This window comes from Pasteurella canis (assembly GCF_900454865.1).
Taxonomy (GTDB): domain Bacteria; phylum Pseudomonadota; class Gammaproteobacteria; order Enterobacterales; family Pasteurellaceae; genus Pasteurella; species Pasteurella canis.
On sequence record NZ_UGTV01000015.1, the window covers coordinates 1183271 to 1198953 of the forward strand.

General features: G+C 37.1%; 13 protein-coding genes. 3 read left to right on the plus strand and 10 right to left on the minus strand.

The genetic code is table 11. The annotated features are described in order from the left end of the window. Positions 1–21: 21 nt before the first annotated feature. The 3 genes from rbsK (at position 22) to DYE19_RS06195 (ending at position 3862) form a co-directional block, all read left to right on the plus strand. On the plus strand, positions 22–945 hold the full coding sequence (rbsK, locus tag DYE19_RS06185) for a ribokinase (protein ID WP_115322984.1): 924 nt from the start codon (positions 22–24) through the stop codon (positions 943–945). A 157-nt stretch (positions 946–1102) separates the two neighbouring features. Then, the gene (locus DYE19_RS06190; RefSeq protein WP_115322985.1) at positions 1103–2098 is read left to right on the plus strand and encodes a substrate-binding domain-containing protein; all 996 of its coding nucleotides are present in this window, start codon (positions 1103–1105) and stop codon (positions 2096–2098) included. A 300-nt stretch (positions 2099–2398) separates the two neighbouring features. Then, positions 2399–3862 (plus strand): S8 family peptidase, encoded by a 1464-nt coding sequence (locus tag DYE19_RS06195; RefSeq protein ID WP_115322986.1) that lies wholly within the window; start codon positions 2399–2401, stop codon positions 3860–3862. A 26-nt stretch (positions 3863–3888) separates the two neighbouring features. Here DYE19_RS06195 and DYE19_RS06200 read toward each other — a convergent pair whose 3' ends face one another. The 10 genes from DYE19_RS06200 to ftsW all read right to left on the minus strand — a co-directional run bounded on the left by DYE19_RS06200 (position 3889) and on the right by ftsW (position 15681). Further along, positions 3889–5052, minus strand: coding sequence for a chorismate mutase (locus tag DYE19_RS06200; protein WP_115322987.1), 1164 nt, complete (start codon positions 5050–5052; stop codon positions 3889–3891). Between the two features lie 58 nt (positions 5053–5110). Continuing rightward, positions 5111–6265, minus strand: a complete 1155-nt coding sequence (locus DYE19_RS06205; RefSeq protein WP_115322988.1) for an iron-containing alcohol dehydrogenase — start codon at positions 6263–6265, stop codon at positions 5111–5113. Between the two features lie 245 nt (positions 6266–6510). Continuing rightward, complete coding sequence (lpxC, locus tag DYE19_RS06210) at positions 6511–7428, minus strand: UDP-3-O-acyl-N-acetylglucosamine deacetylase (protein WP_049216172.1); 918 nt, start codon at positions 7426–7428, stop codon at positions 6511–6513. 45 nt (positions 7429–7473) lie between these two features. Then, a complete protein-coding gene (gene ftsZ, locus DYE19_RS06215) occupies positions 7474–8781 on the minus strand; it encodes a cell division protein FtsZ (protein WP_049216174.1) in 1308 nt (435 codons plus the stop codon). An 84-nt stretch (positions 8782–8865) separates the two neighbouring features. Next, positions 8866–10146, minus strand: a complete 1281-nt coding sequence (gene ftsA / locus DYE19_RS06220) for a cell division protein FtsA (protein WP_049216176.1) — start codon at positions 10144–10146, stop codon at positions 8866–8868. A 24-nt stretch (positions 10147–10170) separates the two neighbouring features. Beyond that, positions 10171–10947, minus strand: a complete 777-nt coding sequence (locus tag DYE19_RS06225) for a cell division protein FtsQ/DivIB (protein WP_115322989.1) — start codon at positions 10945–10947, stop codon at positions 10171–10173. Next, positions 10944–11873: a D-alanine--D-alanine ligase gene (locus DYE19_RS06230; protein ID WP_049216293.1), complete on the minus strand. Its 930-nt coding sequence runs from the start codon at positions 11871–11873 to the stop codon at positions 10944–10946. Before DYE19_RS06230 ends, DYE19_RS06225 begins: the two co-directional genes overlap by 4 nt. A gap of 12 nt (positions 11874–11885) precedes the next feature. Beyond that, positions 11886–13334 carry a UDP-N-acetylmuramate--L-alanine ligase gene (gene murC, locus DYE19_RS06235; RefSeq protein ID WP_049216180.1) on the minus strand — a complete coding sequence of 483 codons (1449 nt, stop codon included), beginning with the start codon at positions 13332–13334 and terminating at the stop codon, positions 11886–11888. Between the two features lie 16 nt (positions 13335–13350). After that, on the minus strand, positions 13351–14409 hold the full coding sequence (gene murG, locus DYE19_RS06240; protein ID WP_115322990.1) for an undecaprenyldiphospho-muramoylpentapeptide beta-N-acetylglucosaminyltransferase: 1059 nt from the start codon (positions 14407–14409) through the stop codon (positions 13351–13353). 81 nt (positions 14410–14490) lie between these two features. Next, positions 14491–15681, minus strand: coding sequence for a putative lipid II flippase FtsW (gene ftsW / locus DYE19_RS06245; protein ID WP_049216183.1), 1191 nt, complete (start codon positions 15679–15681; stop codon positions 14491–14493). Positions 15682–15683 lie beyond the last annotated feature (2 nt).

Consider the following 15683-nt stretch of genomic DNA (forward strand, 5'->3'; position numbering starts at 1 on the left):
ACAAAGATGAGCGAAAAGAAAATGAAAAAATTAACCGTTCTTGGCAGTGTAAATGCCGATCATGTGATTTCCGTACCGCATTTTGCTAAACCTGGTGAAACCTTAACAGGTAGCAATTATCATATTGCTTATGGTGGTAAAGGGGCCAATCAAGCAGTCGCAGCGGCACGCTTAGGGGCTAATATTGATTTTATTGCCTGTATTGGTGACGATGATATTGGTCAAGCAATGAAAAAAGCATTCGCACAAGATGGTATGAATACAGACGCTGTTGTTGAAATCAAAAATAAAATGACAGGCATTGCAATGATTCAAGTCTCTGCTAGTGGTGAAAATAGTATTGTGATCTCCGCTGGTGCAAATGCTTATTTAAATGAAGATATTATTGATACTTTTGCTGATAAAATCATACAAGCTGATGCGTTATTAATGCAGCTTGAAACGCCATTAAGTGCGGTGATTTCTGCTGCCAAATTAGCAAAATCATCCCATACTCAAGTTATTTTAAACCCTGCTCCTGCTCAAGCATTGCCAGATGAACTTCTCACGCTACTAGATATGATCACGCCTAATGAAACAGAAACAGAAATTTTAACAGGAGTAAAAGTAGTAGATGAACAAAGTGCACAACAAGCCGCCCAAGTTTTCCATCAAAAAGGTATAAAAACGGTACTAATTACGCTGGGCTCAAAAGGTGTTTATGTTAGCCAACAAGGACAAACAAGTGAAATTGTCGCGGGTTTTCGCGTTGAAGCAAAAGATACAACCGCTGCTGGCGATACATTTAATGGTGCCTTAATGACAGCATTATTAGAAGATAAACCACTTGCTGAAGCTATCCGCTTTGCTCACGCAGCGGCAGCCATCAGCGTGACGAGACAGGGGGCTCAGCCTTCCATCCCAACAAGAGAAGAAACGCTTAATTTTCTCAAAAATAATACATAATTAACTATTTCCCCGTATAAACCACTTGAGTATCAGATCACTTTTAGTTAAAAAATATTCATTAAAAGTGAAATGGTAGGTTAATCGGGGAGCTTTTCTTTGCTGATGTGATACAAGTAAAGAAAACGAGATACTTCAAGAACAAGGAAACGATCTTATGGCCACAATGAAAGACATCGCTAGGATAGCACAAGTATCGACATCTACCGTATCCCATGTGATTAATAATTCACGTTTTGTCAGCGATGAAATTCGTACCAAAGTATTAAATGTTGTTCAAGAACTAAATTACACCCCCTCTGCTGTTGCACGCAGCCTGAAAGTAAAAGAAACGAAAACTATTGGCTTACTGGTCACGGCAACGAATAACCCATTTTTTACTGAAGTAGTCAGTGGTGTTGAACAATATTGCAATCAGCATAATTACAATCTGATTTTATCTAATACGGAGGGTAATACCGAACGATTACGTAACAATCTGCAAACCTTAATTCAAAAGCAAGTAGATGGTTTGCTGTTAATGTGTTCTGACTCACGTATCCAAATCGGTAAAGATCTTAATGTAAACTTACCTTTTGTCATTATGGACTGGTGGCCAACTGAAGAAAGTGCAGATAAAATCTTTGAAAATTCAGAATATGGTGGCTATTTAGCAACAAAAGCGCTCATTGATAAGGGACATAGACACATTGCCATTATCACAGGTAATCTTAAGAAATCACTCGCGCATAATCGACTTAATGGCTATAAAAGAGCACTTGCTGAAGCTAATATTCCATTACGATCTGAACTGATTATAGAAAGTCATTTTGACTTTGAGGGTGGTATGGTTGGAATGGAAAAAGTACTCGCTATCACTCCTCGCCCAACTGCAGTTTTTGCTTGTAGTGATAGTATTGCTTTTGGCGCCTACCAAACTATCTGGCGACAAGGATTGACCATTCCTCAAGATATTTCAATTATTGGTTATGACAATATTACTTTGGCTCAATATATGTCCCCACCTCTCAGCACTATCAACCAACCTAAAGCAGAATTAGGAAAACTAGCAGTGGAAACACTACTACAACGTATTAAAAATCCTTCAGAAATACACCGCACTTTATTACTCCAGCCTGAACTTATCCTACGTGAATCTATCCAAGCTTTATAAAGAATATGTTAACAAATTTTAATTTGACTATTATAAGCACAATTCATAAAAATATTCTTAACCATAAAAACTAGTGAAAATAAAAGCTTTAATAAAAAGTAATTATTTAATAATAATCTTATAAAATGTTACTTAATTAATATAAATGGATTAAAAAATTACTTAAAATATAATAAATATACAAATTTAGATCTAATTATCAACAATTAGAATACTTATATTATTAAAAAATTGATGACGTATTTTAATTGAACTAAGATAAAAACCACATCTATATAAAACATCATAAAAGAATTTATCATGCAACAAAAATATCAAAAATTGATTATTCCTACTTTATCTCTCTTTTTTGCCTCCTGTGGCGGTGGCGGAGGTAGTGAAAATGCGACACCACCGATTAATCAACCTAATACATCAAGAAATAACCATACGTTGTTACCTGAAATAATACAGCTAGATAATGATGAGTCGAGTACAATATCAAATTCAGACTCAGAAAATTCAACTAACATAAATGTTGAACCCCTACCTAATTTAGAGGCTTCATCTAATTTAGATGAAGATAAGGTATCTAATTCAAGTATCGTAATTAAATCTAATTCAAATTCTATTTCTGATCTTCATACAAATATATTATCTAAAACGAATACGAATTTACCAATCCATACACCTTACAATGTTCAAAATAATCAACACACTCCTATTACTGATAAAGAAAAACCTCATACTAAAAACTTAACGCCTACTCTAGAGGTAACTGAAACATCCGAAAATAAATTACAAACATCACGATTAACAACAAATAATAAACATGACTCACTCAATAATCCTACTCATGATATAAATGCATCAGAAGTATTCTCTTTATTACCTAAACATACACAGTATATTGATGATGAAAATACAATCAAAGATGTTGCGATCATAGATACAGCTTATTATCTTAGTGACAGTTTTAAAGACAAAAATGGTCAACTCAGACTACAACTACATAATCAACATAGCGCATTAACACCTACAATATCTTCCCATGGTACGATGGTCGCCGCAGTAATTAATCGATATAACTCAACAGCAACCATGTACGCATACAATACTCACCATAATACCAGTCAAATCTTTCTAGTAAGAAATACTGACTATGACATTGCTCACAGCAAAGGAGTGAGAATTTTTAACAACTCTTACGGTTCTGATGCAATAGACTCTGAATATGCTATTTCATTGGGAAACAATATAGAAAAATATGCAAAGGAAGACAGTATATTTATCTGGTCTGCCGGAAATGAAAATAAAAACCATGCCTCACCCGATTCATTACATCCGACAATAAATGATGATACAAGAAATGGCTGGATAAGCGTTGCCGAGGCGGATTACAGCAATGGTATTTATAGAACGACTGAACGAAAAATCTATGACTATGATCATTTGAATCAACTTAAAGCGTCTAATTATATAGGAGAAAGTGCCAAAACTTGGGGAATCGCTACACAAGGCACATATTGGTTACCTTTAAAAGACAAAGATGGAAAAGCAAACTATACATTTGCTTCAGGGACCTCTTTTTCAGCACCTCGAGTAACTGCTGCTGCGGCTAATGTTTGGACTAAATTCCCATGGATGGATAATCACCTTGTTGTCGTTAGCCTATTATCCACAGCAGATAAACCAGGCACCTTTTTAAAAGGACAAAACTGGGGGAGAAGTTGCACTCTATTCAGATTCAACTTCCTTTATTGCTTAAACCTCTTTATGTACTAAAAAACCATCCAACAAAAATAAGTTTTCTATGCTTCAAGTTCAACTGGCTTAATAATTTCACTTGGATAGCAGCCCAATACTTTTAGATAGTGACTAGATTGTTTAAGTTCTTCAAGTGCTTGTTGTGTTTCAGGATTATGAATATTAGCTTCAATTTCTAAATAAAACATTTCTTCCCAAGGTTTGCCATAAATCGGACGGGATTCTAATTTAGTCATATTGATTTGGAACTTTTTAAACACTAATAACGCATCCACTAATGCTCCTGCTTTCTGTGCAGTGCTCATCAGCAGTAACGTTTTGGTATGAATTTGTGGTGAAACGTTTAAAGGTTTTTTAGCCACTACAATAAAACGCGTAATATTATTTGCTTGATTCGCAATATCTGTTTTTAACACCTTTAAACCATACAAAAGCCCACCATCTTCATTACCTAATGCAGCAATATTCGGTTTATTTAAACTCGCAACCAATTGCATTGCATGTGAACTACTTTCACAGTATTCAATATGAACACGACCTAGACTTTTAATAAATTGGCTACACTGCTGAATAACTTGTGGATGGCTATATAATGTATCTATTTGACCTAAATCTTCTTGTCCATTAACTAATACACAATGACGGATAGGATAAGCAAGTTCTCCTACTAAGGATAAATCCGTATGCTGCAATAAATCATAGACTTCATTAATTGCACCAGAAGTCGTATTCTCCAAAGGCAATATACCATAGTCAGCTTCCCTCTGACTCACCTTAGCAAAAATCTCATCAAAAGTACTACAGCTTAACTCCACTAGCTGTTCCTGATAACGTGTAGCATAATTACGTGCTGCTAAATGTGAATAAGAACCTCGCTTACCTAAAAAAGCGACATGAATATTCTGCTCACGTTGCTCATTTAATTTTTTCTGCAAATAGACTTGTTGTGTAGCAACAGAATCTTCAATGATCCGTTGAAAGACTTGGGTAATATATTGTGCTTCAAGCTGATAATTTTGTGTTTCTGCAAATTGGATTAACTCTTGTAATAGCTGTTGTTCTCGCTCTAAATCACGTAATGGCTTTTGGCTGACCTCTTTACTGCGAGCAACATCAAAAGCCAAACGGTGGCGTTCTGATAATAATTTCAACAAATTACGATCGATTTGCGTAATTTGCTGACGAATTTCACTCAAATCAAAAGACATATGACTTTCCTGTATCAAATTAAAACTCGGGAAAAACTAACCGCACTTTTGTTAAATATTACAATGCGGCATATAAGATTTCCTTGATCGCCTGACGATCTAAGTTTTTATGTTCACCTAAATTATTACCTTGATGTTTAATTAATTTATCTAAAATAACAGAAAATTGGCTGTCATCAATAGCATAATCACGAAAACGTGTTTTAACTCCCATTTGTTCAAAGAAATCGCGAGTTTTATCAATAGCAACTTGTACCGCTTCATCTTGATCCTGACCTTGATAGTCCCATACACGTTGTGCGAATTGAATTAATTTTTCACGTTTATTTGTTTTTTGGTGAGTCATTAATGCAGGTACAATTAACGCTAATGTTTGAGCATGATCTAGACCATATTGTGCGGTTAGTTCGTGTCCAATTGCATGGGATGCCCAATCTTGTGGTACACCAACACCCAAAATATTATTTAATGCCATCGTTGCCGACCACATAATATTGGCTCTAGCCTCATAATCTGTTGGATTTGCTAGCGCTTTAGGCCCTTCTTCAATTAAAGTTTGAAATACCCCTTCGGAAAAACGATCTTGAATTTTGGCATTAACTGGATAAGTCATATATTGCTCAAAAGTATGTACAAACGCATCTACTACACCATTGGCAGTTTGTCTCTCGGGTAAAGAATAAGTAGTCGTTGGATCGAGTACTGCAAATTGTGGGCGTACTAAAGGCGAGGCAAAAGATAGTTTTTCAGCGGTTTGTTTACGGCTAATCACTGCATAACTATTCATTTCTGAGCCTGTTGCAGGTAATGTCATAATCGTACCAATTGGCAGGGCATGCTCAATGCGTGCGTGCTTTGCTAAAATGTCCCAGGGCTCCCCATTAAAATACACTGCACTCGCAATAAACTTACTTCCATCTAATACAGATCCACCTCCTACAGCAAGAATAAAATCTAAACGCTCTTGTTTCACTAATGCAACTGCTTTCATTAGAGTCTCATAAGTTGGATTCGGTTCAATACCTGAAAACTCGATCCAGTAAAAACCATCTAATGCTTGCTCAACTTGTGCAAATACACCATTTTTCTTCACGCTACCGCCACCTGTTGTAACGAGAATACGTGCATCTGGTGGAATATAGTTATTAATAGCCTGAATCTGTCCTTTACCAAACATGGCTAATGTGGGTAATTGGAATGTAAAATTAAACATAATTATTCTCCTATTTACAAAATAGTATTCACATGATGCTCAATGTGCAGTAATTTCTTCAATTTTCATATGATATTACTACACCATCGATTATGTTTAGGCTTTAGTTAAATAGATAATTAAACATATTAATAAAACACTCTATAGTAAGCGAAGTTTCAATCTCACTTGATTGTTCAGTATGTTAGATAAATAAAAAAAGCTATACTCAGCAAAAGTATAGCTTTTTTATTCAAATAAGCGAACTAAATCAAGACTTGAGTTGGTATCGCATAACCTTGTGGTACAGCTTGTTTATCTTCAAAGGTTACAAACTCCCAAGCATCTTGATTATCCAACACAGCTCTTAATAATTTATTATTCAAACCATGTCCTGATTTATAGGCTTTGAAATCACCAATAATGTTGTAACCTGCCATATACAAATCACCAATCGCATCTAACATTTTATGACGCACTAACTCATCTTTAAAACGTAAACCATCTTCATTTAAAATACGATAGTCATCTAACACGATTGCATTATCCAAGCTACCACCTAAAGCAAGGCCTTGAGACTGAAGATATTCAATATCTTTCATAAAACCAAAAGTTCTGGCACGGCTAATTTGTTGAACAAAAGCTTGTGCTGAAAAATCCATAACGTAATTACGCACATCTTTACCAATTGCTGGATGTTCAAAATCAATTGTAAAATCTAAGCGGAAACCATTATATGGTGTAAATTCTGCCCATTTATCGCCGTCTTCTACACGTACTTTCTGTTTTACACGAATAAATTTTTTAGCCGCATTTTGTTCTTCAATACCAGCATCAAGTAACAAATAGATAAATGGACTAGCACTGCCATCCATAATTGGAATTTCAGGTGCATCGACTTCAATAATCACGTTATCGATCCCTAAACCAGCCAATGCTGCATTTAAGTGTTCAACAGTTGAAATTCGTGCGCCCTCTTCATTTACTAAACAAGTACAAAGCATCGTATCACGCACAGCATTCGCATTTGCTGAAAAAGTGACTGGCGGATTTAAATCCGTACGACAATAAATAACACCCGTATTTGGCATTGCTGGGCGTAAAGTTAATGTGACTTTATTGCCACTATGCAACCCCACACCAGTGACTTTAATGCTTTGCTTTAATGTTCTTTGTTTAATCATATTCTTCTCTTAACTTATTGTGTGTACAACAAGATTAATTGCAAATTATTTATCTGTATTACGGATGAAATTCTGTACATTAAACAAATTTTCATCTTTTTGCAAGTTATTCGTTGGACGCGCAGTAATTGGCGTATCTAAAATACTTGTTTTAGTTAAATCCGTTGGTCTTGGAGGAATATGGCTTGGTTGTGCGCCATATCCCTGTGTAGCAGTTGGGTTACCACTTAAATTTGTAGGCTGTAACGGTCTAGCCGATCCAGCTGTATGAGTATGTTGAATAGGTTGTTGACGATGCATTGCTGGCATTTCAGGCGGCTCAATATCGCCAATACCTGTTGCAACAATAGTTACACGAATCTCATCAACCATTTCTGGTACTAATGTTGTACCAATAACAACCGTTGCTTCTTCTGATGCAAACTCAGCAACAGTCTGACCAACAACATTAAACTCATCTAAACCAAGATCCATACCAGAAGTAATATTAACTAATACTCCTTTCGCCCCAGAAAGATCGACACGCTCTAATAAATCGCTTTTTACTGCAATACGAGTAGCATCTTCTGCACGCCCTTCACCCGCTGGACCTTTACAAGAACCAAAACCAATCATCGCCTGCCCCATTTCTGACATAACCGTACGCACATCAGCAAAGTCGACGTTGATTAAGCCTGGTGAGGTGATCATATCGGAAATACCTGTGACGGAGTTACGTAACACATCATTAGCAGCAGAGAATGCTTGAAGCAATGTTGCGTTTTTAGGTAACGCTTTAGCTAATTGCTCGTTAGGAATAATAATGAGAGAATCGACGTGTTTAGAAAGCTCTTTAATCCCCATCTCAGCAAATAACATACGTTTTTTACCTTCGAAGGAGAAAGGTTTAGTAACGACAGCAACTGTCAAAATACCAAGTTCTTTTGCAATCTGCGCAACAATTGGTGCAGCACCAGTTCCAGTACCCCCCCCCATACCTGCTGCAATAAAGACCATATCAGCGCCTTCAAGCATTGCGCGAATTGCTTCTTGATCATCTTCTGCCGCTTTACGTCCAACATTTGGGTTGGCACCAGCACCTAAGCCTTTTGTTGTTGAACCACCAATTTGTACAGTTTGTTGAACTTGGCTTTTACGTAATGCTTGAGCATCAGTGTTCACTGCATAAAAAATAATTTTTCCGTGTTCATCTGAATTCATTACAGCTTCATCTAATAGTGTAGCACCGGCATCATTTTTAAGCATGCTGGCTACCATATGGTTTACGGCATTACCGCCACCACCACCGACGCCCACAACTTTGATGAGAGCTCCGTCCATTTCACCAAGATCGTAATCTACTGGTTCAAACATATTTATTCTCCGTCAATGCTAATTCTCTGCTAGCACATTATTAAAACCTAAATATTTCTTATTGTAGATGAAAAATAGGAATTCTCAAAACTCTGAACCCACTTTCCTTGCAAATTTTTTCATTCCTGACCATAAAGAACCAAAAAATCCGCTTTCACTACTATAAGCATCATTTATCGGACTTTCATCATTACTGCTATATTCATATTGTAATAAACCAAGTACAGTAGAATATTGCGGTTTTTTCTCAACAAGATGAGTCACACCTGTAATATTTAATGGATTACCAATACGTACATGCAAACCAAATACTTCCGTTGCACATTCTTTTAAATCTTTAATTTGTGCTCCACCACCAGTAATCACAATACCAGCAATAAGCTCAAATTTCATTTGTTTACTTTCTAAGTCATATTTAAGCTGGATAAGCTCTTCTTTAACTAACTCTAGAATTTCTCGATAACGCCCTGCAGTTACCATAGATAAGCGTGCTTTTGAACAGCGTTCAATCACACTACCATCTATGCTCATCACATCAAATTGTTCATCTGGGTTTTGTCTAGGTGGACTGACGGCACTACCATATTTCACTTTAATATTTTCTGCTTCCACTCGGGAAGTTGTTAAATCATAAGCAATATCATCAGTAACACGATTACCTGCATAAGGAATCACTTTACTAAAACGCAAAGAGCCATTGGTATACACCATGACTTCCATTGTACCTGCACCAAAATCAATCAAACAAACACCTAAATCTTTTTCATCTTCTGTTAATACAGAATGGCTTGTTGCAATACCTGAAAAAATGACTTTATCAATTTTCAGCTTACAACGTTCTACTGCTTGACGTAAATTATTTAACCAATCTTGATGACAAGCAATTAAATGTACATTTGAGGTTAAACGACCGCCTTGGAAGCCTAGTGGATTTTTAATATTTTTTTGCTGATCAACTGCATATTCTTGTGGCAAACGATGTAAAACAGCTAAACCTTCTGGCATTTTAATAGAACTAGCTGTATGCAAAGCTGCATCAATATCTTCTTGAGTGACTTCTCCATCTGCAATTGGGGCCGCTCCACTATCATTCCAACTCTGAATATGTTGTCCTGTAATAGCCAATGTCACACTAATAATTTCACAATCCGCTACTGACTCTGCGAGTTCAATAGCACGTTGCACTGAAGTAACAACAGCATTTAAATCTGTGATATTGCCTTTATCAATACCTTTTGCAGGGCAACTTCCTACGCCTAAAATATTTACTACACCATCGGGTAAAAGTTCACCGACTAACGCAACTACTTTGGACGTACCCACTTCCAATCCAACAATAATTTTTGATTCCACAATCTTTGCCATTTTTATCACTTCATATCATCTAAACTAATTCGTGGTAGTTTCTGAAAAACCGACCGCAGCACCAACACGATATCTTAAATCAACATAAGATAATTTCTTATTCTCGGGGACTTCAATTTGTGGATAAATTGTGACAAAACGATCAAGTTTTGCTTTCCACTCACCTCTGCCTAATTTTAATACAAGATCGTTATCAAGTACAATTTGCCATGCGCCACGATCATCAATTGAAACAGCTTTGAGAACCAAACCTTTTTCTTTTAAATTAACATATACTTGATTCCACGCATCTAACACTTTAGCACTTTGATAATCAGGTCCAGATAAATGAGGTAGGTTCTTATCCTTTAATTTTTCAAATGGCAGCTGAAATATCGCACCATCACTAGACAAAAACTCACCCTCATTCCAAATCGCGATTGGGGTATATTCAGCGAGAGCTATACTTAACTTATCAGGCCATATCTTACGTACTACAGCTCCTTTTATCCAAGGCATAGTTTCAATTTGCTCACGTACAACTTCAATGTCTTGCCCAAAAAAACCTTTTAACTCACCCATTTTCAATACAACATCACGTATATCATCATAGGTAGTAAAACTAGGGTTACCTGTGAGAATGAAGGCACTAATCGGCTTATCATCTAACTTTTCCATTAATTTTTGCCAATTAGAATAGGCATAAAAAAACACCGCAGTAAAAAACAGTAAACCAATTAGCGTTACATTCTTCATTAGAAGCGTTTTCGATTCACTTGTTTTTTTAATACCTTGGGCTGTTTTACGTTTTAAGCCTTTCATTCAGCACTCAACTCCAAAATTCTGACTACTAATTGTTCGAAAGAATAACCTACTGTTGCCGCTGATTTAGGAAATAAACTATGACTTGTCATGCCTGGGTTAGTATTTACTTCTACTAAACGAAATTGGCCTTGGCTATCTAACATGACATCAATACGACTCCAACCTCGGCAACCAACCACATCATAAGCACGTTTAACGAGTTTTTTTAATTCCTCTTCTCGTTCGTCAGTAAGACCCGACGGGCAAAAATATTGTGTATTATCAGAAATATATTTTGCATCGTAATCATAAAACTCGCCTTCAGGTACAATACGAATTGATGGTAGTACTTCATTATCTAACACAGGGACTGTTAATTCAGCACCAGATAACCATTCTTCAATTAGAACTGTTTCATCATATTGAAGTGCAAAATCCACCGCACTTTTCAATTCTTCAACAACATTAACTTTTGTCAGTCCAACACTTGATCCTTCTAAAGAAGGTTTAACCATGAGAGGCAAGCCTAATTTTTCGACAACTGCGCTTGGATTAAGTTCTGACACATTATTTTTTGTCACAATTTCCATTTCTGCAACAGGTAAACCAAAGGCTTTCCACAACATTTTTGTACGCATTTTATCCATCGTCAAAGCAGATGCCATAACGCCACAACCTGTATAAGGAAGACCAATTTGCTCTAATAATCCTTGCATAGTACCGTCTTCACCGCCTCGTCCATGCAATATATTAAATACACGATCAAAACCATGTTCTTTTAAGGTCGCAACTGGAAATTCCGTTGGATCGATTGGGTGGGCATCGAACCCCTGACTCAATAGAGCATTTAATACAGCTTGACCAGAATTTAATGATACTTCACGCTCCGCTGATGAGCCCCCCAATAACACAGCAATTTTTTGTTCTTTTAATTTTTTTTTCATATTGTTATCCATTTAAGCTTTGCTCCAATTCTCCGCTAATTGGCGTGCAATTTTACTTACATTGCCAGCTCCTTGTGCCAAAATTAAATCGCCATCTTGTAATACTTGATCGAGAATCTCACCCAATTGATTATGATCAGATACAAAAATTGGATCGACTTTACCTAAATTACGAATAGAACGACACAATGAACGGCTATCTGCGCCAGCAATTGGTGATTCACCAGCTGCATATACATCAAGCATAATTAATATATCAACTTGTGACAGTACTTGAACAAAATCATCAAATAAATCGCGTGTTCTTGAATAACGATGAGGTTGAAAAATCATCACAATACGCTTATTTTCCCAACCTTGGCGAGCGGCTTGTACTGTTACCCCCACTTCTGTTGGATGATGGCCATAATCGTCCACTAACATGACTTTACCATTTGGACGAATAAATTGTCCTAATTGGTCAAAACGGCGACCTGCTCCTTGGAAATCAGCTAATGCTGCAAGAATAGCATCATTGCTAATGCCCTCTTCTTTTGCTACTACTAAAGCCGCTGTAGCATTTAGAGCATTATGTCTCCCAGGCACATTTAGTAAAACATCAATTCGTTCACCTGTCGGCGTAATCACTGTATAGTGACCTTGAAAGCCTGTTTGTTGATAATCTTCAATACGATAATCCGCTTTTTCAGCAAACCCATAAGTAATCACTTGACGCCCTACTTTCGGGGTTAGCTCAGTAAGCACATCATCATCAGCACAAAGAACAGCTAAACCATAGAAAGGCAAGTTATGGAGAAAATTTACATAAGTCTGTTTCATTTCTTCAAAAGAACCATGATAGGTTTCCATATGATCTGGTTCAATATTCGTCACAACAGACACCATGGGTTGCAAATGTAAAAAAGAGGCATCACTTTCATCTGCTTCAGCAATTAAATAACGACTACAACCTAAATGTGCATTAGCTCCTGCTGATTTAACTAGGCCACCATTAACAAAAGTCGGATCTAATCCCGCCTGCGCATAAATCATTGAAATCATGGCTGTTGTTGTAGTCTTTCCATGTGTTCCTGCAATCGCAATACCATGACGAAAACGCATAATTTCAGCGAGCATTTGTGCACGTTGAATCACAGGAATACGTTTCTCCTGAGCAGCAAGGACTTCAAGATTATCTGGTTTAATTGCACTTGAAACGACAACAACACTTGCTCCATCAATGTTTTCTGCCGAATGAGAAAAATGAATTTTAGCGCCCAATAAAATTAGGCGATTTGTCACCGCACTTTCCATAATGTCAGAGCCTGTCACAAAATACCCTTCATTCAGTAAAACCTCAGCAATTCCGCCCATACCTGCACCACCAATTCCTACAAAATGAATTTGACGCACTCGACGCATTTCAGGAATTACATCACGTACTCTTTGCTGAAATTCTTTGCCACATTTTGATGTCATCATATTTCTGTCCTACTTGTTAATTCGCTTCCTCAATGATCACTTCAGCTACACGTTGCGCGGCAAGAGGTCTTGCCATTGCTTTAGCTTTATTTGCCATGATACGTAATTTTTCGCGATCAAATTGACTCACTAAATCGACTAATGTCTGAGTACTCAACTCTTTTTGCTGGATAATTTCAGCTGCACCAACATCTGCCAAATATTTTGCATTTAAATATTGTTGCTGATCTTTATGTTGAAAGGGTACAAAGATCGCAGCTGTACCAACTGCTGCTAATTCACAAACCGTTAATGCACCAGAACGGCAAATAACAAGATCTGCCCATGCATAAGCTTCCGCCATATCATCAATAAACTCCGTTACACTCACAGTAGCATGAGAAGAATATAATCCTTGAACTTCCTCTACAGCACCTTTCCCTACTTGATGCCGTACTTCAAGCTTATCTCTCAATTGCTCAACAACTTGTGGTAAAGTATGGTTTAATACTCTCGCCCCTTGGCTTCCCCCAACAACTAAAACACGTAATTTACCTTCACGCCCAGCAAAACGTTGATCTGGTGTAGGTTGTAAAAATAAATCTTGGCGAACAGGATTACCGACAACTTCAGCAGTTGGAAAAGCAGTTGGAAAAGCTTGTAACACACGTCTTGCAATTTTAGCTAACCAACTATTTGTTAATCCCGCTACAGCATTTTGTTCATGTAAAATTACAGGCACGCCACAAAGTTTTGCTGCAATTCCACCTGGCCCAGAAACATATCCACCCATGCCTAATACAGCATGAGGCTGATAGGTTTTAATAATTTGTCGAGCTTGTAATACTGCACGAAAAATAGCAAAAGGTGCTGCAAGTAATGCTTTAATACCTTTACCACGTAACCCTGAGATTTGAATAAATCGGATTGGAATCCCATGTTTTGGAACGAGTTGAGCCTCCATACGATCTTTTGTGCCTAACCAACAGATTTCCCAACCTTGTTTTTGTAAACATTGTGCAACAGCAATTGCAGGGAACACATGTCCTCCTGTTCCACCTGCCATCACTAACAATCTTTTATTTTGCTCTGCCACGTTTTTTTCCTTTTTATCTTATTCACGGTTTACTCATTGATATCCACTTTTGACAAAAGTGCGGTCAATTTTTGACACCTTCTAATCATCACGCAAACGCGCTTGGCCAATTTGCATTAAACGGTTTTCATGATCGATACGAAGTAGTAAGCCAACTGTCATCGACATAATAATCAAACTTGAGCCACCATAACTGATCAAAGGAAAAGTAAGTCCTTTGGTCGGTAATAAGCCTAGTGACATACCTAAATTGACAAAACCTTGAAAGAAAATCCAAAAACTAATACCAAACGCTAAAAAACCTCTGAAACGTTGCTCTAATAATAAGGATTCACGCCCAATTTTCATCGCACGTAAAATTAATAAACCCAGTAAAATAACAATGACCACAATACCGAAAAAACCGAACTCTTCACCAACGACAGCCATAACAAAGTCAGTATGTGCTTCTGGCAAATACTCTAATTTTTGAATCGAATTGCCCAATCCTTCGCCACCCCATTCACCACGACCAAATGCCATAAGTGAATTAGACAACTGAAAACCTGTACCATAAGGATCTTTAAATGGATCTAAAAAACCCGTAAAACGTTTTAGACGATAAGCAGAGGAAAGTACAAGCCAAACAAATAAAAGACCACCAAACGCAGCTAACCCTATAAACTGCCAAAAATTCGCGCCAACAATGAATAACAAACCAAAAGTAATCACAAAAAGAACAACAGTACTACCTAAGTCAGGTTGTAGAAGTAAAAATGCTCCCATGATACCCATCAATGCAAAAGGCTTAAAAGCACTTAATTTACGACTGCGAACCTCATCATATTTACGAGTAAAGTAGCTAGCCAGAAAACAAGTGAGTGCTAACTTAGCAAATTCTGCTGGCTGAAAATTAAATAATATCATTGGAATCCAACGTCGAGCACCATTAACAGACAAGCCGATACCAGGGATTAAAACAATGACTAATAAAAATAGCGCTAAAGCAAAGAGACGTACATGCCATTTTTCCCATTTTTCGATTGGAATCTGTACGCATAAATAGCAAGTCACACAAGACAGGAAAACATAAATCGCATCCCGTTTAGCAAAATGAAATGGATCTTTAAATAGGCGTGTACCAACAGGAATAGACGCCGAAGAAACTGCTAATAATCCGATTAAAAGTAATACAATAAATAACCAAAGTAAGGCTCTATCGTACAACAAGTTAGTCGGAGTAATACGCACCCAACGGTCATATTGCTGTTTTACCTCTTCTAGAAATTGCATTG